The sequence below is a fragment of the Dokdonia sp. Asnod3-C12 genome (assembly GCF_045063975.1).
Classification (GTDB): domain Bacteria; phylum Bacteroidota; class Bacteroidia; order Flavobacteriales; family Flavobacteriaceae; genus Dokdonia.
In genome coordinates this window covers 137,082-159,704 of sequence record NZ_JBEFNY010000003.1, presented here as the reverse complement: position 1 = coordinate 159,704, position 22,623 = coordinate 137,082, and the positions used below count along the sequence as shown (strand labels likewise).

Here is a 22,623-nt window from a genome sequence, read left to right as displayed (position 1 = left end):
CAACATAACAGCTGTTAAGTTGACCCTTTTTTGTTGTAGTTACGTTGGCTTTTTAAATAGCTAACTGCAATAACTCAAGTGGTAAATCTACCCCTTGATCTTTAATGGTATTGATTCTATGTAGATAAGCCGCACCTTCTAGTAAGTGAGTAGCAACATCTGCAACTTTTCTATTTTTGGCCTCGCTTAAGTATGAATCTTTTGTCCACTCATTAAAAGCGCCCATTGCTGGGCCACACCATATTTGATAATCCATTACTCTGTCTGGAGTACCTGCATTTGCCCAGTTGGAAGACAGTCCTAAATACCAACGGAAAATCAAGGCCATCTTACGTTTTGGATTACCTTTTGCATGTTCTATTTGCTCAGGATCTCTTTCTTCAAAGAAGCTCACACAACCATCCCAAACTTGTTCTAGTGACATTTTAAAAGTTTTAGTCTCCAGTTTAAGTCGTTCTTCTGCTGGGATATCATCAATCCCGTCATAGCGCGTGTAGACCTCATATAGTTTCTTTGCTCTCGCGCCAAACAAGGTTCCACGTTTCAATACTTGTAATTCTACACCTAGCTCAAACATATCTGACGCTGGAGCCATCGTGACATCTGTTGAGGCAACTTTAGAAAGTAATTCCTTTACAACATCAGAAGTTCCAGACTCTACACAGGCCTGATTAATCGATCCAGTGACTACATAAGCAGCTCCCATAGAAAAAGCGGCTAGGGCAGAAGCTGGTGTTCCTATTCCCCCTGCAGCACCCACCCTAATATGTTTTTTGTAGTTATATGTTGCCTGTATTTCATCTCGCAGTTGTAAAATGATAGGAAACAACACCACAAGAGGACGATTATCTGTATGCCCACCAGAATCTGCTTCTACCGTAATATCATCTGCCATCGGTACTTTTTGAGCAAGCTCATATTGTTCTTGGGTTATACTTCCAGCAGCCAATAATTTGTCTAAAAACTGAAGCGGAGCAGGGGACATAAAACGTTGCGCAACTTCTTTTCTTGATACTTTACCAATTACTTTATTGCCAATCACTATTTCGCCTTGAGCGTCAAGACTCAACCCTACCGCTCTATACTTTACAATTTGCTCAGATAAGTTCATATAAGCCGAAGCTTCTACCACTTTTACACCGTGCTCTATATACAAGTTTACAGCGCCTTCTTCTAGCGCTTTCTCTATAGGACTGTGGATAAGATTACACGCATAAGCTTGCTTAGGTAAGGCTGTCTGAATGGTCGCAATGGCTTCTTTTACACGAGCAGGAATCATCCCAGCAGCACCAAAAGAACCTATCATCTCGTTCTTTCCTAAAGCGATTACCATATCTGTTGAGGCAATCCCATTTGCCATAGCGCCTCCTTTATAAGCATATTTTAATTGGTAATCTTCTTTAAACGAAGTGTCCCCAAAATCGGCAGCAGTAAATGCGGGTACGATGGCTTTTAAAAACAACCCCTTTCCTTCAGACTGGATAGTGCCAGTATTTGTAACGCCAGTGCGACCTGATAAATCCTCAACAATATAACAAGGAGTAGCAGTGTTTTTCAATTTTTCAGAGATTCCTTGGATGTCAAAGGAAATCTCTCTCGGAGATCCTATCCATTTTAAGTCAATCATTTTTTATTTTTTATTTCAGCACTTTCGTGAAAATCTTAGATTTTTTGAAGCGCTGTGTTTTTTTATAAATTAATCAGTGAATAAGCTTTCCCCAACCCTAAAGGATGGCTTATTCATTTTCTTTGATTTTTTCTCCCTTCAGGGCCGGGGATACAAAAATCGATTCCACGTTTTTTAGCTCCTCCTCTTTGAAGAGGAGGCTGGGAGGAGATGTTTTATGACCTACACCTCTTGAATCCCTAGTGCCAAATCTGTCAATTGGTAAATTCTTGTTCCTTCATTCCAGAGATATGCATTTGCAATCAATACAAGCGTATCTCCTCGTTTTTCGATGGTTTTAAAATGCACTTCTAGGTGCATATTTTCTACATTCACTTTTATTTGTCCACGGTATTTCCATTCGGTTTTATTGTTCTCTACTTGTATAAAACGCGGATTTTTAAAATCCTTACCTAGGTCTTGTTGTAATGCAAATAATTGCATCGCTTGTGAGATTGCTTCTACGCCTAAAGACCCTGGCATTACTGGGTCAGAATAAAAATGACAAGTAAAGAACCAGTCGTAAGTATGAATTGCTTTAGAACAGTGGATGTATCCTTTGCCAAACTCTCCTCCGTTTTTAACTACCAAACCGCTGTCTAATAGATCTAGTTGTTTTTCGGCTAAGCGGAAGGTGTTTGCTTTATCATTTTCTTTGTACAATTTCATTTTTGCATAAAGAGAATCAAGCTTGATTTGGAAGTAATCTTTGGTTGTCAAGTTGTTTTGCACATACCAAGCTGCAACATCCTCTCCTTTATCGAGACCGACTTGCTGCGCTAAGGCTTCTTTAGGGAAGAATCCAAAAGAAGAAAATCCTTTATAAAACACGTGTCCATCTACCGATACTTCAAAAAGGTATTTCTGAATCACAAAACCTCCTAATGAGGTAGAAGACGTTAAGGTCGATTTATTTGCGATTACTTTTCCTCTAAAATCTGTGCCGGTAGGCAAGTCAAACATTTCTCCATCACCATCTAGATTTCTAAAGTATAAATCTTTGTCTGGAAACTGTAGCGTACTTCCTAGATATGCACCTAATAATCCACAAGGTTGTAAAGCGATTTCCATCAATACTGCATATGGCATTGTCATCGATGCATTTTGCTTGTAATACCATGCATCTTGAGGCACATCATATTCTGTCCAGATATTTGTTGGCTTTGAAAAATCAAAACGCTCTCCGTCTATTTTTATCACACGACTTACCACTTGTAAGTCGGTATTAGGTTGGCGCGATAATGATCTGTTATCATACACCGCATATTCTGGACCAAAGCAATCTGCAAGTCTACCTAACGCAAATGTTTCAATATCATTCTCGTTTAAAAGTACATTCTCGGTTATTTTTTTAGGCTGTTCTAAGTATTTTGGATTGTCCTTTTCTCTTAGTTGTAGTCCTAGATTTTCAAAATGAACGGTAATCACACCATCTACAATAATCTCTAAATCTCCTATTACATAAGGATCTGGCAATAACCCGATATCCTTAATGACTAAGCGGTACACTAGTTTTTTATCATTAGGTGTTACCTCTTTTCTACATCTTACTTTTTGCTGTACTCCATAAATAGGTTGGAAACGCGCATCTTTTTTGAGACGTTGTAATCCTAGCATCATCATGAAGAAACGTAATAAATTACCGCCGCCTTCTGCTTGCAAAGAGCCTGCTAGCACTTGGTCATCTCTAAAGTGACAAGGAAAATACCAATCGTCTGGACTTAGGTCTTTTTCTGCTATAATTTCTCCTAAACCATAAGCTCCTCCGTGTACATCTGCTTTGGTAATGCGATCTAGCATCAACATTTTTTCTGGCGCTAGACGAATAGATTCATTTGTGCCATTTGGGAAATATGAAATATCATCAAAACATTTATGAGCATCTCCATTGATGAGATGTCTTAAATCTTCTATGTCAAAAGCAGTTTTCTTGGTGGTCAAAAAAGGAATGAATTTTTTCTTTTCTACACCTGCCAGCACTTTCTTTTCACTGTCTGTGTATACTACTCCGTTTCCTTTACTCAGTTCTTCATTAGTAAAGAAACCAGCAACACCATTCGTCATTTTTAAGACCATACGATCTTCTACAAAACACTCATAGCTAAAGAAAAACAGCAAGTTTCCACCATTTCTTACAAATGAATTGATAGATATATCATAGCGTAATGTTTGTCCTTCAAAAGGCAAATCGTCTAGAAAAGTAAGCGTACAATCTAGAAGGCGGTATACATACTCTCCTTTATTTTTAAGATCAATTCCCAGATAAGAGATGAGCATTAAATCACATTGCCCAGACTCTACAGAGACTGCCCAAGGAATTTGGGTATCGGTTGCATAGCCAGAATTGTATGGGATATCATATTCGGTTTGCATTGTAGAAGGCTTGTATTCTCCTAACTTTGCATCAAGACCTGTTACTCTACTCACCAATAAATATGGATCCATAGGTAACATTACTCGCCTTTTGTACTGGTCAATCACATTGTATTCTGCTCCGAAAACATTACCAATTTTTCCTTCAGAAAATTCAATAAGATCCTCTTTGGTGAAAATGATGTTTTTATTTTTTAAATGATTTGGGTCGTTGTAATCTTGTAATTTCAATCCATTCTCTCCGATTTTAGTCGCAGTTTTTGGTTGTGGGGTATCTATCATACTAGCTATTTTTTCTACTCTATGTGTTGTGGTGGTTGGCTTTACGCTTCCCGAAGTGAATTCGGGACTAGTTTCGCGAAAGCGTATACTTGCATCTCCAGTTGTTTCTAGAGAGACTGTTTTTTCTTTTCGTTTGATTGTGGCAAACTGTTGCTTCATATCCTCAGATAATAACACATCATATACAGGCGTACCACCTGTTGTTACTTTTTTAGTAAAGCGTTTTTTGACGGGTTCTTGATTATTGTTAGGATACAGCAAACTCAAATCAATGTCTATTCCATTTGAGATTAGTTGCGCTAGACATTCGTATAGTGATTGTATCGAACTTGTACCTTTTTTGTCAATAGCACAAGCTGCGTGGTTGTTCTGATCGAGGGTATCTTTTATCCAGCCAGTACAGGTACTATTAGGGCCGAGCTCTACAAAAGTGCTAAATCCGTTGCTAGACATTTTTTTCGCGAAAGCGGGAAAATCAACGGTTTTATAGCACACTTTTGTCGAATTCTCTGCAATTTTGAGTGAATCCATAGGGATCTTCTCCCCTGTTAAGCTAGAATAAAAATCAATTTCTGGTTTATTTTCTAATGGGAAATTATGCATTTCGATCAATCCATCGTACTCTTTTTTACAGAACTCATTATGGATAATATTTTGAAAAGGAACTAATACCGATGGACAATTAAGCGCAGCAATCAATGCTTCACACTGGCTTTTATCACCAGAAACGATTAATTCTTTTTCAGAGTTTACAAAAGTGATGGACACTTTATCAAAAGCTGAGATTTGGGCTGCTACTTTTTCTTTAGTTTCTAGTAAAATCCAACTTTGCCATCTGGCTTTTGCTTCTTCTGAGCTGATATCCCATTCTTCGGCTAAGAGTTCTAGATTACCAGAAAACTTGTTTTTAAAAATAGGGGAGTTGCGGAATACTTTTGTTCCCTCACCTGGATTCCAAATACCAAAGGAGTACCACATAGAGCTACATTCTCCCATAGAATAGCCCATCGCAGCTTTGGGTTGTACACCAAAATAAGTTGTCAATATGTGCGTGTACAAGGTCGAGTATAATACCCCTGCAGACATCATAGAGATGGCATCTCCCTGAATGTTGGGTGAAGGCGTTGTACTGTCTTGCTTTTTTGGGAATAAATAGTCTAAGCCAAAGAAGTCTTTCAAATTGGCAATACGATTCTCAAAATCACTTAGTAGATTAGGGAAAAACTGAAATAAATCTTGCCCCAAGCCCTCATAAGTAGTTGCCGAACCTGGATATACAAATGCCAAATCTCCTTTTGTACCACTTGGATTTGGGCTAAAGAAAGAACCGCTAGGTAGTTTTATATCTGTGTTTTCTGCAAAGGACTGCTCGAGTTTTTTATCAATAAAAACGATGTCTTGCGCTATCGTTTTTGTGGTTGACGCAATGAGAACAATACTGTAGGTTGCTTTTGTGGTTGCTGCTTTATCAAAGCAAGCTTGTGCAACAAATGCTAAGTCATTAGTAAATATGTCTTCATTAAGTTGTTGTAACTGTACCTTAAGTTCTGCTGGCGTATTTCCTTTTAAAACAAATAAATGCTTCTCCAAGAAATTGTCAATGTTGTGAGGTTTAGGTTGTGTGAACTCAGATAATTTGACACGAGAATGTTGACTCAAATTGACCAACGCTTGTCTAGGTTGTTCTGTTTCATTAACCCAAGGTCGTGATAGGCTAGGGAAGTAGTAATTACTGTTTTTGAAAGCATCATCCTTTGCCGATTTCCAATTTGGAATTCCTGGAATAAATTGATGATATACACACAAGGCTGTTTTTACAATAGAAGCGAGTCCAGCCGCTGCAAACGTATGGCCAATGTTTGTTTTTACAGATCCTAGTGCAATTTTACTGGCAGGATTAATAGCTAATAGCCGTTCTTGTTCTAATTGGTTTTCGTGATCAAATCCAGAAGCTACAAGCTCTTGTAAGGCGATATTCTCAGTTGTGGCGATATCTCCTATAGCTTCAATTTTTGCAAAGACTGTATCGTTCTCATCAATGCGGTCACTTGCTTTCAATACAATCGCAGAGGCTCCTTCTCCTATCAACCATCCATAATCATCTGCATTAAAGGATAAGCTAGGTTTTTTATTTTGATTTATGCTAGTAGCTAGATTGCGCAACAATACCGCTTCCATACTTGCAGAAAACTCGACGGCTCCCACAACAACAGCATCTACTTCGCCTAGAGATAACATATTCTGCGCTACTTCTAGTGCTCTCGTTGTTCCGTTATCACCGTTTGTAATCGTAAATGAAGGTCCATTAAAATCCCATAAAGCAGAGATACGACTCGACATAATATTACCCACAAAACTAGTGTGCTGACTAGGCGTTTGTACATTGCCTATCTGATATAATATATTACGACACTCGGCAAGTAATGTTTCTTTTTGTGTTTCTTCTAGTGCAATACCCGCACTGTCTAGCGCTTTGTCTAATTGCCACTCACTGTCCCAACGCGCTAGATAATGATGTATCGCAAGTTCAGGATTCATAGCGATTAGTACGGCTACGTTTTCTCCCCTTTGTAAATTAGATTTTTGAATCGCTTGATCTGCAACCTTTAAAATAAGCGCCTGTTGCGGCTCCATTGTACTGATTTCATTAGGCTGGATTTTATAGCGCATCAAATCCATATCAAAGTCCTCTATAAAGTTTCCTTTAATAGGATTTTGAGTATTTAGACCAAACGTAGTGAGCAGTTCGTCATTTTTCTCAAAGCCCTTCCATCTCGTAGACGGCATCGTAGAGAAGTGTTGTTTCCCATTAAAAATGGATTGATAAAAAGTTTCTAGATTATCACAGTCACCAAAATGAACTTCCATACTGGTAATGGCCATTTCTTTTAATGAGACATCCGTATGTGTGTTAGTTTCCTTTTTTTGATGACTCTCAACAACAAGGTGTGCATTAGTTCCTCCAAAACCAAAAGAATTGACTGCCGCTTGTTTATAATTTGTCTTCCATGCTAGCGGCTCTTCTATGATTTGATCTTGTGTAAACCAACCATTTTCAGACTGGATCGCCGTTTCCATATTAATGCCAGGCGGAATGCTATTATGCTCCATAGAAAGCAATACCTTCATCAAGCTAGGCATTCCTGCCGCCGTAAGCATATGCCCCATATTTGACTTTACAGAACCTAGACGTACTTTCTCTGGATTGTTACCAAAGAAAGTTTCGAGCGAATTGATTTCTGTAACATCACCCAGCGGCGTTCCCGTCGCGTGGCATTCTATGTAAGAAGTGTCCTCTTTTCTAATGGTGCCATTATACGCTCTTTCATAAGCGAGTGTTTGACCTTTTGGGTTCGGACTCAATAAGAATTTACCTGCGCCATCGTTTGATAATCCAATTCCAGAAATAACACCTATGATGTTATCTCCATCTCGCTCTGCATCAGATAAACGTTTTAAAAGAATCATTCCAGCACCTTCAGAAGATACGAGTCCAGCAGAATCTTTATCTAGTGGCGAGTATTTTTTATCGTGTGCCGCATAGGCGTGAAAAATTGAAAATCCCATATGGATAAACAACTGATCAGAGGAGCAAACAGCTCCTGCGAGCATCATATCTGCCTTTCCTGTCAATAGCTCATCACACGCCATTTTTATTGCATATAAAGAAGAAGCACAAGCAGCATCTAGGTCAAAATTGGTTCCTTTTAAACCAATGGTATTCTTCACTAATTCTGAAACATCTCCTTCTATAGGATTGTTTTTTGGAATTTCATATTCGGTTGAAGGAATTTTAAAACTATCATCTTTCAACAGCTTTTTGATTCCTTTTTCAAGTGTTTTTGTATAGACAGGCGCAAGAATTTTATGTGACGATTTTGTAGGGAAAGATAAATTCCCAAAAATAACGCCGCAACGATCTAAGGCTTGTGTTTTTTCCCAATAGCCACCATGTATCAAAGCATCTTTAGTCACCTGTAAACCCCATTGATACATCTGGTCTAAGTCACTCAAATCTTTGGAGCCAAAATCATCGCTATTAAAGGTATAATCACGTATGTAGCCTCCTCGCAAGGAGTAACAGCTGTCTATAACACCCTTGTTTTTATTATAAAACAATTCTGGGTCTGCGCCAAAATCATCTTTTGTTGCCATACCGGTTAAGTCCTTTTTATCCATAAGGTTATTCCAAAACTCTTGTAAGGTTTTAGACCCTGGAAAAAGGGATGACATACCAATAATTGCTATTTTTTCTTTCATTCTTTATAGCTACTTAAGACGATTATTGCAATAGATGAGAAATAACTTTTACCAAACTAATTCTCTTGAAACAGTTAATCCGGCACCTTCTGTAAACAAAATAACATCTTCGTTATCGTCATAAACGGTACAGTCTGCAATCATTTTTGTCTCTGTATTTTCTTGGATTTTTATGTGTACGTAGTAACTTTTATTAGCTTGAATTTCTTCGTAGACCATCCCTTTTAAAGTCTGTAATGGCAAGCTATTAGCGCCATTATGATATTTTTGCACCCAAACCACCATTCCTTGATATTGAATATCTAAGAAGAAGGCATTTAAACTCGTACTAGGGAACTGACCTTGATCTTCATAAGAAACCGCTGGAGCTTTACATTTTAATAAAACCTGCGATTCATCCATCGCAATGATTTCTTCTATCCCTTGGTAAAAAGCACCGTGGAATAACGAACCATCTTTATAAAAAGTAGCTCCGTCTATTTTATTCTCAACTAGTTTTGGTGCTTTGAATATTGGTTTTTCTGTACGTTTTCGCGAAAGCGTAACTGTAGCTCTATAATGATTGAGTGGTAGTTTTGCTCCTTTACTGTACACGCTTACTTCACAGACGATGGTGTCTGCTGTTTTTAGTTGTTCTTTCACTTTCGTGAAATACACCTCTTTTTCAGTCCCGTCAAAAACAATCCCTTTGAAGAGTTTTACATCTTCTATACTTGCTAGTTTATAATCTGGAAATAATTTCACACAAGAATCTGCCATCCAAGCCGTAGCATTCACCATAGGTAATACAGGACTTCCCTGAATTACGTGATGTTGTAAAAACGCATTCTCTTTGAGACTCAAGTTTCTTTGAATCGTATGCGTTTTTAGATCTCCAGAAATATCTGAAATACCAGCTGGTAATGTACCGCCGATGATCACTTGAGGTTGGTGATGATATGCTCCGTTTAATTCTTGAACAAAACGAGCAGCGCCTCCAGGGTGATTTACTAAAGAAACACCAGCCTCCTCAAACATTTTTTGTAGTTCTGGACTTACCATTCCGCCTTCCCAAGCTCCCCAGTTTATTGCGGTAACTTTAGTGTTAGGGTGGTTTGTACTGAACAAATGTGCGGCAGTACTCAATATTTCATTTGCCATTGCATAATCAGACTGCCCTACGTTTCCATAAAAACCAGCGACAGAGGAGAACATAATGAGATGTTTCAATTCATTGATATTAACCATTTTTAGAAGGTTTAATAAACCGTCCAATTTCACGGAAGTGACATTATCAAAAATTTCTTCTGTTTTATCTTGAATCAATTTATCTGCCAATCGACCAGCACCGTGTATGATGCCTGTGATTTTACCCCATTGCTTTTCAATCTTTAGCAATTCTGGCTTGATGGTTAAGTTCGTCACATCACCAGCTACATATATAGCATCTCCACCAGCTACTTTGATCGTAGCAATGGTTTCTTCTATCTCTTTTTTGGCAACATATTTTTTGAATAGACTATTTAATCCTTTAATAGAAACTTTCTCACCGCTAGCTTTCAGATTCTGCATAATCGCGTTCTTAAGCTTGGCAGGATTGTTTTCAGTTAGGGCATAGGCTGGTAATTCAAAATCTAAAGAAGATCTTCCCAATAAGATGAATTTAGATTTAAAAGCTGCGTTCATTTCTTTGATGCAGGTCGCTGTAACACCTCTACCACCACCAGCAACTAAGAAGACATCTTTATCTGTAACCGTTTGCTGGTATTCATCTGTCGCAGCAACTTCATTAGGAGTAACCTCGTAAGTCATTCTGCCTTTTTCATTAATGGCTACATCTACATAACGAACATCTGCATCGTGTAATTCTTGGAATAGATTAGCTGCAATTTCTTCTGGAGACAATTCAGGCTGAGCATCTATGGCTCTACAAAAAACAGGAGACCATTCTAAGTTTATACACTTAGTTAACCCTGATAATCCGCCTGCGATGATAGAAATATCTGAACGCTTGTCCATCCCAAATTTCCCATCTAAACGAGAAACCGTCATAAAGGCTGTGCGCTGTGTTTTGCTCGTTGCATTTAATGGAGCTTGTAAATATTTTGCCAATAGGAATGTGGCTTTTAACAAGGTGCGTTCTATCGCAAAATGTTGTGTAAAATTATGACCAGAAAAGGTGAAATGTGGATGCAAGTAGATAAAAGCTCCAATTTCATTGTTGGCTAAGATGGTATCTAGAGCATTCTTTATGTTTTGATCGTTTATACCGGCAATCGAAATTCCATCTTTAATGGATGTATTCTTTTTAATTGCGTCAAATTGAAGTACAATAACTTGGTGTCCTTCACTTTCTAATTTGGTTTTTACAGCAAGTGTCAGAGGACCTCCTTCATCTGTGATAACAACAGCTTGTAAAGAAGGAATATCTTGTACTAAAACATCAACTCTAGGAATAAACTTTAAACCAATTGATTTTCTTGGTACACCATGAAATTTAGTAGGTAAGGAGAATTCTTGTTGAACTGTATTTTCCTTACCTACTTTGTTGTTCTGATCTTGAGTTACGCTAGGCTCAGGCTTTTTTTTTTACTTGAAATACCTGCTTTTGCAGAGATGTAGTCCACAATTTCTTGTAAAGTTCTAAGCTCTGTTAAGTCGTTAGGGTTAATGTCTGATAGCTTGTCAGATTGCTCTGTAATCGCTCCAAATATCTCCACACGTTTAATAGAATCGATCCCTAGATCTGCTTCCATATCCATGCTTAATTCTAACATCTCTGCTGGATATCCTGTTTTATTTGCGACTACGCTTAACATCAAGTCTAGCATTTCTGAATTACCTTCGGTAGGAGCTGCTGTCTCAACAATAGGAGTAGAGAATAAATCGGTACCAACTATTTTTGGAGAAGCTGTGACTGGTGTTTCAATTGGTGCAGCCGTTGTACTTAGCCCTGCTTTTACAGAGATATAATCTACAATTTCTTGTAATGTTCTAAGCTCTGTAAGATCGTTAGGGTTGATGTCTGATAGTTTATCTGACTGTTCTGTGATTGCTCCAAATATCTCGACACGTTTTATAGAATCGATCCCTAGATCTGCTTCCATATCCATGCTTAGTTCTAGCATCTCTGCAGGATATCCCGTTTTATCAGCTACAACGCTTAACATAAGGTCTAGCATTTCTGAGTTGCTAGAAGTTTTTGTTGTCGTTTGCGCTATTGGAGCAGTAACAGGAGTCGCTACTACTTCTTTTACCGTTTGAGTAACAGGAGTTACCCTTGTACTTATACCTGCTTTTGCAGAGATATAATCTACAATTTCTTGCAGTGTTCTAAGTTCTGTTAAGTCGTTTGGGTTGATGTCTGATAATTTATCCGATTGCTCAGTAATCGCTCCAAAAATCTCCACACGTTTAATAGAATCAATCCCTAGATCTGCTTCCATATCCATGCTTAATTCTAACATCTCTGCTGGATACCCCGTTTTGTCTGCCACAACGCTTAACATAAGGTCTAGCATTTCTGAGTTTCCAGTGGTTGGTGTCGCTTGTGCTACTGGGGCAGCAACAGGAGCTGCTACTACTTCCTTTACAGTAGGAGAAACTGGAGTTGCGGTTGCACTTATTCCTGCTTTTGCAGAGATATAATCTACAATCTCTTGTAATGTTCTAAGCTCTGTTAAGTCGTTAGGGTTGATATCAGACAATTTATCAGATTGCTCTGTAATGGCTCCAAAAATCTCCACACGCTTAATAGAATCAATTCCTAGATCTGCTTCCATATCCATGCTTAGCTCTAACATTTCTGCAGGATACCCAGTTTTGTCTGCTACAACGCTTAGCATAAGGTCTAGCATTTCTGAGTTACCAGTAGCAGGAGCGGCAGTTTCTACTGCAGGTGCAGAAGCAGGGGGTGCTGCAGTGTTTACTACGGTAGGTTGTACAGCAGTAGGAGTTACAATCGGTTTTGTCACAGCAGCCTCAGGAGCTGGAGTGTCAATAGATAATGGAGCTGTAGGAGCTTCTAGAATATTTTCATCTGGGGCAAAGTTTCCAGATAATAAGTTTAGTAATTGTGCGGTTTGTTTATTTTGTTCCATCAAAATAGTTTGGAACATGTCTAATGTTTTAGATTGATTCTCTTTGATGCCTTCTATGGCACTTTTAATAACATCTACCATCATATCTTCTTCTGTTTCTTGGTCTGTAGGATCTTCTTCACTTGTGTATGTAGGAACTGCGTTTATCACTTCCGAGATAACTTCTATTTCCTTAATCTCTTCTTCAGTTTTAATAATATCTGTGGAGCCACTTACTTTAAACCCATTATTCAATACATCTTTGTAGGCTTTTTGCGTTGCTGGACTCACATAGTTGTTTCCTGCAATTTTAACGGCCACTTTAGGCTGAATTACAGGCTTCTTTTCTTGGCGTGCATTACGATCAATTGCATTTAATTTACACCCTAGTACTTGTAGTTGTATTGCTGCTTCTCTGATTTGTAAATCACTATCTTTTGTTGCTTTTGCATTTGTAGTAACTACAAAATGCTCTTTGTCTGCCAGTATATCTTTTACCAGATTTGTAAGAATAGACTTAGGTCCAAACTCAACAAAAACTCTCGCTCCTGCAGCATACATATTTTCGACCTCGCTCTTAAAGTCAACTGAATTTAAAATATGCTGCCCTAAAATTTTCTTTATCTCACTTGGATCAGTTGGATAAGCATTTCCGGTAGAATTTGAGTATACTGGAATGGTAGGACTAGTAAATTCTATAGCCTCTAAACTTTTTTCAAATGGTTTTTGAGCATGACCTACACAATCTGTGTGGAAGGCTGCAGAAACTGGTAATAAGATAGAGCGGTATTTTTTACTATCTAATAGTGCCTTAGCCTTAGTAATACCTTCTGTGGTGCCTCCTAATACGATTTGACTCGACGAGTTAACATTAGCAATAGAAACATCTGGTATAGCGGTAATCAATGGTTCGATTTCTGAAGCCGAAGCCTTTACGGCTAGCATTGTGCCAGTGTCACCACTTGTATTTTTATCTGCCATGGCATTTCCACGTGCGATAGCAAGCGTCATATAATCATCTTGACTTATAACTCCAGAAGCACAAAGAGCTGTGAGTTCACCAAAACTATGTCCAGCGACCATATCACTTACAAAACCGGCATCTTTGAATACATTATAATATCCTAAACTAATAGCTCCGATTGCGGGTTGTGCAAACTCAGTATTTGTAATATTCTTTTCTAAAATAGCTTTGTCCTCTTCTGTGAATACAGGTTTTGGATATATTTTATTTGCTAAATCATATCCTTTTTTGGTATCAAAATCTGCAATGGTTTGTTGTATCCTTTCAAAACTACTGGTAGCTTCTTTTGCCATGTTTGCATACTGCGAACCTTGACCTGAGAATAATGATGCAACTTTTGTAGTGCTCGAGATGCCATTAGGTCTAAAGAATACGCCTCTAGGGTGAGACCAAGCATTCTTATTGCTTTCTAATTGTTTGATTGCAATTTCAAGTTTTGAAATACAATCAACGAGAGACTCGGCTACAAAACCTAAACGGGCTTCACTTTCCTTTGCTGTGCCTTGTTTTGAATTTTCTTTTAAATTGTAGAATGCAGTGTTCGCTTCTTTGCTATTTAACGCAGTATGAGCATTTTTAAGATGCGTTAATAAGTCTTCTATATTTGCTCCTTTTAAGTAAATACTATGAAAAGATTGATGTATTCTATCTGTAAAAGAAGTTTTCTTTTCATATTCTTCCATTGCAAAATGGACATTAACACCACCAAAGCCAAAAGCAGATAATCCCGCCCTGCGAGGTACTCCGTTTTTAAACCATGGTCTTGTTTCTGAATTTATATAAAAAGGAGAATTTTCTATTCCAAATTTGTCGTGCGGCTTTGTGACATTTATAGAGCCAGGTAAAACTTTATGATATAGCGCTAAGGCTGCTTTAATCATTCCAGCTGCGCCTGCAGCAGCTTTAGTATGTCCTACTTGTGATTTTACAGAACCTATCCCGATATTATTTTTTGTTGCATTGTTTTTACCAAAAACCATTGACATAGACTCAAATTCGGCAGCATCACCAGCTCCGGTTGCAGTACCATGACCTTCTATGAGTCTTACGGTAGAGGCATCATAACCTGCCTCATCATAAGCGCGTTGCATGGCTAGCGCTTGTCCCTGAGGACGTGGTGCGTAAACCGATTTATAACGACCGTCACTAGAAGAACCTACACCCGTAAGCAAACCATAAATTCTATCTCCATCACGCTCTGCATCTTCTAATCTTTTTAAGACTAACATTCCAACACCTTCTCCAATCAACATACCGTCAGAATCGGTATCAAATGGACGAATACTTCCTTTACGAGAGAATGCTGGCGTTTTAGAAAAGGACATGTACATAAAAGGAGAATTGTCTGTATCAACTCCTCCTGTTAACATCATATCACATCTTCCTTCTATTAATTCAGAAACAGCCATTTTAACAGCCGAAAGCGATGCGGCACAAGCAGCATCTACTACAGAGTTAATACCTCCTAGATCAAAACGATTTGTAATACGACCAGAAATAACATTTCCTAGCATACCTGGAAAAGAATTTTCATTCCATCCTATATATGCTTTCTTCATTTTATCTACAATATGAGGAATGTCTGTATCGCTTATTCCACTACTTCTCAAAGCAGCTTCCCAAATAGGGGCTTGTAATCTAGAAGTAAGTGGAGTAATCAATTTTTGTCCACCACCAACACCTAGAATTACTCCTGTTTTTTCTTTTAATAACGCTGTAAACTTTTCAGACTCTCTACCATAACCAGCGTCTTCAAAAGCATCTCTAGCTGCTATTAATGCTAGTAATTGAGAGGCATCTGTAACTTCCAAAATATTAGGGGGCAATCCAAATTCCATTGGATTGAAGTCTACATCAGGAATAAAACCACCTTTTTTACAGTAGGTTTTATCTGCAACCATTGGATCTGCATCGTAATAATCTTCTATTTTCCAACGCGATGCAGGAACATCTACTATACTATCTTTCTGACTGATGATATTATTCCAAAACTGCTCTACGTTTATTGCATCTGCAAACATAGCAGATAAGCCAATAATTGCTACAGGCGTTTTTTTGAGTGAACTATTAATAGTGTCCATATTTTTTTAGTCTATAATTAAATATAGGTGCTTTTGCTTTTCAACTTCCAAAAGACCTTTGTCAGTACATAATCCTCTCAAGTAAGCAACCATGATACCTTCGGTAAGTCTAGCTTTAGAAAAATGTTCTGATGGAAAAACTTTGTTGTTATTACATAATTTTAAAAGAGTTTGAACTGTAGCCATTGTAACTTCTGGGTCCAAGTCTTTCCTGAATAACCCATCTTTTACACCCCATTTAGATAAATAGAGTAACTCTCGAAAAGCAAACTCTGCATTCTTTTTATAGGAGTCTTTTAATATGCTAGGGTAATATTTAAGTACCTCCTTATAAAAGTTTGCGTTGCTGTAATCTGCTCTTTTTAAAATCTGTTGTTGAATCATACCCATTGCTTCAATAGCAGAGCTAGAGGTATTAATGATGTCGTCGTTTTTTGTTCTAATTCCCGCAAGGTATTGCTCTACACAAGCTTGCATTAAATCCGTTTTGTCTATAAAGTGATTATAGATAGTACGCTTCGAGGTACTCAACTCTTTACTGATATCTGCCATGGTAACAGACTTCACTCCATTTTTTAAATACAGTTGAGTTGTTATCTCTATAATATGTTCCCTGGTAATCATATTGTTTTCCTAAATTTGACCAAGTGGTACCGAAAAAGTATTAATTGGTACCACAAAAAAAGGAATTATAAATGAGACTAATTGGGATTTTATCATAAATGTTTTTCAACAATAATAAAATGGCAAAAATTTGGATTGTTAATTTTTCTAAAGACAGTCAGCAATTCACTGATGAGGAGTTATTAAAAAAATTACCTAACTCCAATGTTGATAGAGCATTAAGGTATTTGAAGAGAGAAGGTTTCTTAAGTTTTGTTATCGGAAGATTACTATTAAAAAAAGCAATTTTAGAAAGTGAATATTCAAGTTTTTTAATAGAAAATATCACGTATTCTGATAATGGAAAGCCAAGTTTTACTAATGTCAATTTTTCAATATCACATAGTAATGGGTACGTAGTTTTAATTTTTGGTACCGTTTTTCAGGTGGGCATCGATATTGAGAAGAGGAAGGATATAGATTTAAAATTATTTAAATATCTCTTCAGGGATTCAGAGTGGAAAATTATTATGCAAGATAAAAGCCCACTAGATAGATTCTACTGGTATTGGGTTAGGAAGGAAGCTTTGCTTAAAACAGTAGATTGCTCGTTGAAGGAATTAAAGGGACTAGAAATTTTTGAAGACTATGGTATTTATAAGGACCAACGATATTACTTTAAGCCCTTCGAATTTAATCCGGAATTTAATGGTGTCATAGCAATGGAGAAAGAGATGGATGTCAACGTTAAGTTTATCGAACTAGAAACGCTGTTAAAATAACGCACACCTTGAGCGGAGTAGGTATAGGCATTATCTTTTATAGACCATATAATTTCAGATGATAAAAAGGCGGTGATTTAATCTTAGTTTGAGAATTATAATTAGATAATTTTTTCAAATTTATCCTATCTCATCATTTAGGACTATAGTCATAAACTAAGTGAAAAAGATGAGTCACCCATTCAGTTATTTAGGAAACTGTATGGGTGCAAATCTTTAAAATAGGGAAGTGGTAATTGCTTAGGTTCAATATCCAGAGCTCCCGTCTTTTACTTGATCAAATAAAGTAATCTATTTGAAAAATCCATCTTTATAAAGAAGGATACCTAATTGAAACGATGTTTTAGCTTTGTAGCTTTTTTTAAGCTTCATAATTAGTTTCTCAATGTGAGAGGTACTAGAAGGCGATTCATTGTTAGCAGTTAGTGTCTTAGAAATCTCTAAGTGGGTCATGCCTTTTGACATCATTTTTAAGATGTTCTTATCGGCATTGCTCAGTACGAAGTTCGTATTGCTCATTATGATAATATGTTAAGGGTTTGCAATAGCAAATGTATTCAAATCTAATTATAGAGTTGACTTTAAGAAATAATATTCGAGTTATTGATGTTTATTTGTTAATAAGCCTACAATCTATTAATAGATAGAACATGTTTTTTAAGCACATATAATTGAGCGACCAATTTACAATTATTTATTTAAAATACTGTAAATCAGGGATTAAAGATGATGAGATAGGTGGAAAATGCTTTGTGGCAGTAAAAACTGCCACTCTTATTTTTACTTACTTAATAACTGCCATTAAGCTTGCATTTAAATGATATTAAACGAAACCATTAGAAATAAAAAATGCGCTAATCCTAAGATTAGCGCATTTATGGTGCTTTTTGCAAAGCTTTTCGTGACCTCGACTGGATTCAAACCAGTAACCTCTTGAGCCGTAATCAAGTGCGCTATTCAGTTGCGCCACGAGGCCTAATTGAAAGAACAATTACTCGTTCGTTTCGGGGTGCAAATATACAACTGTTTGTTTCATTTAAACAAATAAAATCAATAAAAAATTACAATTATTTTTCAATATTTTCCTATCAAACTTGAAGTCAAATAATTACACAAATAAAATTAATAATTAAGATAGCGGTCTCAAAGGATTTAATCCAAAATGGTAACTTTACTAGATGCAAATTTCAGATTACATAAGAGATATTGAAGATTTTCCTAAAGAAGGAATTACTTTTAAAGACATTACTCCATTGTTGGGTGATGCAAACGCTTTCGCGAAAGCGGAAGAGATTTTATATACACTCGTTCCAGAGACTAATATTGATATTGTAGTGGGAATAGAGGCTAGAGGTTTCTTCTTTGGTACGTTGCTCGCCAAAAGACTAAACGCTGGATTTGTGCCCGTAAGAAAGCCTAATAAATTACCCTCCGAAAGAATATCACAGGAGTACGCTCTAGAATACGGTACAGATATACTTGAGATGCACAATGATGCTATCAAACCTGGAGATAAAGTATTATTGCATGATGATGTCTTAGCAACAGGAGGAACGGCTGCTGCCGTGGTAGCTCTTATTGAGCAACTAGGAGGTGTGGTAGTGCAATGTAATTTTCTTATCGAGCTAGACTTCTTAAATGGTAGAGATAAACTAGTTGGAAAGCACGTAGCCGCCGCAATTACTTACTAAAAGTTATATTGAAAACTAAGGTTTGGTGTAAAGCCCAGTGATTTCACAGTCATTTGCTGCACTTCATTATCATTATCAACTAGATAATAGGTGTTAAGGATATTGTCGTTATTAATGAGATTCCAAATAGATGCGCCTATTTGAGCATGATTCTTAAGCATTTTGAAATTGTATATGGTAGAGATGTCAAACCTCAGAAAGCTATCTGATAATGAAGAGTTAGGTCTCTCATAAACAATCTGATTATTCTGTAGAACACTTTGATTTTGTGGGCGTGTAAATGGTGTTCCAGAGCGCCAATTAAATCCTAGCGAAAGTTTAAAACGTTCCAGACTATATGAAGTTCCGGCGCTTATAGAGTGCTTTATGTCTTTGTTGTTTGGAAATCTTCGGCCTTCATTTAGTGCTTTAAAAGTATAGTTGTTTTTTGAATAGGAATAACTGAGCCAACTAGTAAAAGATTTAAACCGCTTGCTTGCAAGAAAGTCAAGCCCCGTAACATCATAAGAGCCTGAGGTATTTGTAAACTGAAATTGATTCTGAAAGCCCTGGCTTCTTGAGGAAATTCCTGCAACTTCTTTTACATATCCCTCCATACTTAATAACCATTTATTTCTAGTGTAATCTAGGCTTACAGATGCTTGCTTGCTTCTTAATATAGGTAAGTTATCGTCATTTGCCGCGACCCACCTTCTTCGTTCAAGTCCTAAAAAATCATTGGGCTGATCTATAATTTGAAAAATTGATTGGTTTTTAAACTCACCAAGAGCACTTATCTTAAAGTAATTCAAAAACCGCTGACTAAAACGTAGTCTAGGTTCTACAATAAGCTTTTTAAAATGCTCTAGATAGCTTGCTCTTGAGCCCACAGTAAATTGCGTGGTATTCTTATTTGAGAGGAAAGAAAGTTCTGTAAATAGCGCTTGAGTGCGAGTAACATTTTTTTCATTTCTAAAAAATTGTGGATTATTAGTTTGTGCGAGGTTTCTAGTGCCGACCTCTGTAAATTGATATCCATTTTCCCATTTAAAATTATCACTTAGTTTTAACTGTGTGTTTAATGTAAGACCTAAGTCAAGAACTTCGTTTTCTTGGTCAAGTTGCTGGTTATTCTCAATATTAAAATTACGTGCACTTAGGTTATAGTTCGAGGCATATAAATCAAGATCAGTTTTAAATTGTGAATTCCACTGTCTTGCATATTTAATCTTCAAACCACGGTTTCCTTGGTCAATACCACTGCGTGCAAAGACTCCTGTTGCCGTAGTATTTTCGTCATATTCTAACTTGTTAAACAGCGTGGTCGCACTTACACTTAGATAATCACGATTGCTTATGTTGTAGATGTACTTTGCACTAATATCATAAAAGAAGAAATTAATATTTGATGCAGAGACGGGAAGATTTCCGCTCATTTCTAGATCTGTATCTTGAAAAATACGATTAGTATAACTACGGTATGTAGGCGTATCAGTTATATCTGTGTGAGATCTTCTAGCAGAAAGGAGTAAAGTAGCTTTTTTAGTGAGCGGTAGTCTAGCAAACCCTTTTACATGCAGTAAATTTGCACTTATGCTTCCGCTTTTTTCATTAGAAAGGCTGTCTTCTAATCCTATTTTGAGTACTCCAGAAACACCATCGCCATATCTTGCACTTGTGCCATTTTTTATGACTTCTACACGTTTAGTCAAATAAGGGTTAAAAGCAGATATGAGGCCGAAAAAATGTCCAGATTGATACATTTTAATTCCATCCCAAAGTATCAGGTTTTGATCATTTGTTCCTCCACGTATATTTAGATCAGATACGGTCTCATCTGTGCTTATAATTCCTGGCAGTGCTTGGACTGTTTGTAGTACATCTGGCTCTATGACTCCTGGGAGAATACCAAATTGCTTTGGAACTATAATGGTAACACCAGAGCTAGATTTAGATATTCCAGAAGTAAGGAGGGAAGCAATGTAAATATTATCGAGTTCTTGAACTTCGCTAGAAAGATTGAGATCTCTTAAAACTATAAAACGATTATTAAGTTTATCAAAATCAAAGCCTGTATAGTTTGTGATAAAAAGGAGCGTATCATCAAGAGATTTATCGTTTGAAATTCGTGGTATTTTAATGGAGGAAACGAGTTCATCTACATATGAAAATCTCACATCATACTTTGTCTCGATGCTTTTTAAAACAGCAACCAGAGGTATTCTCTCGCTATTATTCTCTTGAGATCTTACATCAGAAAAAAATAAAAAGAATATTACAGGAAAAAGTATTGAGAAAACTTTTTTAATCACGAGCTAAAGTTACCTTATTTTCCTCTTTGGTATAGGTTAAATTAAAAGGTAGACTTATAGATTTGAGAGCAATATCTATATTGTCGTGTGTAAATGTTCCCGTGTAAAGCTCTTGAGCAAATACTTCGTCTACATCAACTTGTACTTGATATTGTCTTTCTAATTCTGCAATTACTTCTCTTAAAGGAGTTTTTTCAAAGGAGCTTTCGTTGTGAGTCCAAGAAGGTGATTTTGGAGTACCCGTGCTTGCAGTACCTCTTATAAGTACGCTTTCGCGAAAGCGGTCTCCAGCTTTTAATATTACTTCTTGTGCTGCGGTTGTTACTTTTACAGAACCTTCATAACATACTACGTCAAAGTATTCATCTCTATTTTTGATATTAAACTGCGTGCCTAAAACCGTTACCGTTCCATTTGTAGTTTGAACATTAAATGTAGTTCCCTTTGCTACTTTAAAATAGGCTTCTCCTTCTAGAGATACATTGCGCTGCGCCTCCCAAGTATCTTCATCATAAGAAATAGAAGACATTGCGTTGAGTATCACTGTGGAGTTATCGGGTAATGTGATGGTTTCTTTTTGAGCAATTTGTGTGTAATGGTTAGTACTAGTAGATCTCAGTGATACCGCATAGTAAACCCCTACAAATAGGACAAGTACTGCTGCGATACGTAAAAAGGGTTTTAGCGAAATCACTTTAGATTTCTTAGCATCTATACGTGCATGCAACGCCTCAAGTTGCTCATCTATATGATAAGTAGGAATCTCTAGATGTTTGATGCTATCAGAAATACGCGTGTATTGATCGTACTCTTCAAGATTTTTAAATGCTTGAAGTTCACTCTCGGTAAGCTCATTATCGAGCCATTTACGTATTAATTGTTCTTTTTCCATAGCGTTACTATATATGTAACAAGGTTGCTGTTTTTTTTCCTACCTGAGCTCTGTGATTTCTACTTTTAATTTTTTTAAAGCTCCATAAATTCTTTTTTCTACTGCCTTTGTAGATATACCTAAGAGCGCTGCGATCTCTTTGTGTTTTTTTCCTTCTACTCGGTTAAGTAAGAAAGCTGTACGCTGCGCCTCTGTAAGATTTGCAATCGCTCTTTCAAGTTTTTGTTGGTACTCTTGTTCTTCAAGTACAAATTCTGGAGTCTCATTTGTATAGCCTTTAGGGGTATTTTTTTTAAATTTTAATACTACCTTCTGGTGTGCGTATGCATTAAGTGTGAGATTATTTGCTATGGTAAATAGATAGCTTTTTGCTTTCTCTTCAGAAACTTTTGCACAGTTTTCCCAGAGCTTGATAAATGCCTCTTGTACTTTATCTTCGGGGTTATAGTCGTTCCCAAATTTGTAATAAAGAAAATTAAAGAGATTTTTAGAATGCGCTTTAAAGACTCTATTATATATAGTCTCATGGCAAACACCTTTGTTATCTTCTTTCTTCATTGAGTGCAATAATAGAGAAATGTAAATAATAACTTAAAAGGGGTAGGAGTTTTTTCTTTAAA

Annotated in this window: 10 protein-coding genes and 1 tRNA gene; 2 read left to right on the top strand and 9 right to left on the bottom strand. The window is 36.9% G+C overall.

Translation table 11 applies throughout. The annotated features are described in order from the left end of the window. Window positions 1-52: 52 nt before the first annotated feature. From ACJJVW_RS00680 to ACJJVW_RS00660, 5 genes are all read right to left on the bottom strand, one after another. Entirely contained in the window at window positions 53-1,627 is a 1,575-nt protein-coding gene (locus ACJJVW_RS00680) for a PfaD family polyunsaturated fatty acid/polyketide biosynthesis protein (protein ID WP_405250402.1), read from the bottom strand. Window positions 1,628-1,849: 222 nt separating this feature from the next. Then, complete coding sequence (locus ACJJVW_RS00675; RefSeq protein ID WP_405250401.1) at window positions 1,850-8,581, bottom strand: PfaB family protein; 6,732 nt, start codon at window positions 8,579-8,581, stop codon at window positions 1,850-1,852. Between the two features lie 48 nt (window positions 8,582-8,629). Then, window positions 8,630-10,672 (bottom strand): SDR family NAD(P)-dependent oxidoreductase, encoded by a 2,043-nt coding sequence (locus tag ACJJVW_RS00670; protein WP_405250400.1) that lies wholly within the window; start codon window positions 10,670-10,672, stop codon window positions 8,630-8,632. A gap of 452 nt (window positions 10,673-11,124) precedes the next feature. Then, window positions 11,125-15,744, bottom strand: coding sequence for a beta-ketoacyl synthase N-terminal-like domain-containing protein (locus ACJJVW_RS00665; RefSeq protein ID WP_405250399.1), 4,620 nt, complete (start codon window positions 15,742-15,744; stop codon window positions 11,125-11,127). Between the two features lie 6 nt (window positions 15,745-15,750). Continuing rightward, the gene (locus ACJJVW_RS00660; protein WP_298327684.1) at window positions 15,751-16,368 is read right to left on the bottom strand and encodes a TetR/AcrR family transcriptional regulator; all 618 of its coding nucleotides are present in this window, start codon (window positions 16,366-16,368) and stop codon (window positions 15,751-15,753) included. A 119-nt stretch (window positions 16,369-16,487) separates the two neighbouring features. On the opposite strand from ACJJVW_RS00660, the gene ACJJVW_RS00655 reads away from it, so the two are divergent. Further along, window positions 16,488-17,129 (top strand): 4'-phosphopantetheinyl transferase family protein, encoded by a 642-nt coding sequence (locus ACJJVW_RS00655; RefSeq protein ID WP_405250398.1) that lies wholly within the window; start codon window positions 16,488-16,490, stop codon window positions 17,127-17,129. 902 nt (window positions 17,130-18,031) lie between these two features. On the opposite strand, the gene ACJJVW_RS00650 is transcribed toward ACJJVW_RS00655, so the two are convergent. After that, a tRNA-Arg gene (locus tag ACJJVW_RS00650) sits at window positions 18,032-18,105 on the bottom strand. 202 nt (window positions 18,106-18,307) lie between these two features. Between ACJJVW_RS00650 and ACJJVW_RS00645 the strand changes: the two genes are divergently transcribed. After that, window positions 18,308-18,820, top strand: a complete 513-nt coding sequence (locus tag ACJJVW_RS00645) for an adenine phosphoribosyltransferase (RefSeq protein WP_405250397.1) — start codon at window positions 18,308-18,310, stop codon at window positions 18,818-18,820. Here the strand turns inward: ACJJVW_RS00645 and ACJJVW_RS00640 are convergent. From ACJJVW_RS00640 to ACJJVW_RS00630, 3 genes are read right to left on the bottom strand one after another with little or no spacing between them, the layout of a single operon-like run. Then, window positions 18,817-21,111 (bottom strand): TonB-dependent receptor plug domain-containing protein, encoded by a 2,295-nt coding sequence (locus ACJJVW_RS00640; RefSeq protein WP_405250396.1) that lies wholly within the window; start codon window positions 21,109-21,111, stop codon window positions 18,817-18,819. The two genes, ACJJVW_RS00645 and ACJJVW_RS00640, sit on opposite strands and share 4 nt — an antisense overlap. Beyond that, a complete protein-coding gene (locus tag ACJJVW_RS00635) occupies window positions 21,104-22,003 on the bottom strand; it encodes a FecR family protein (RefSeq protein WP_405250395.1) in 900 nt (299 codons plus the stop codon). The genes ACJJVW_RS00640 and ACJJVW_RS00635 overlap by 8 nt, the downstream gene beginning before the upstream one ends. Before the next feature lie 39 nt (window positions 22,004-22,042). Continuing rightward, window positions 22,043-22,561 carry an RNA polymerase sigma factor gene (locus ACJJVW_RS00630; RefSeq protein WP_339849592.1) on the bottom strand — a complete coding sequence of 173 codons (519 nt, stop codon included), beginning with the start codon at window positions 22,559-22,561 and terminating at the stop codon, window positions 22,043-22,045. Window positions 22,562-22,623: the final 62 nt, after the last annotated feature.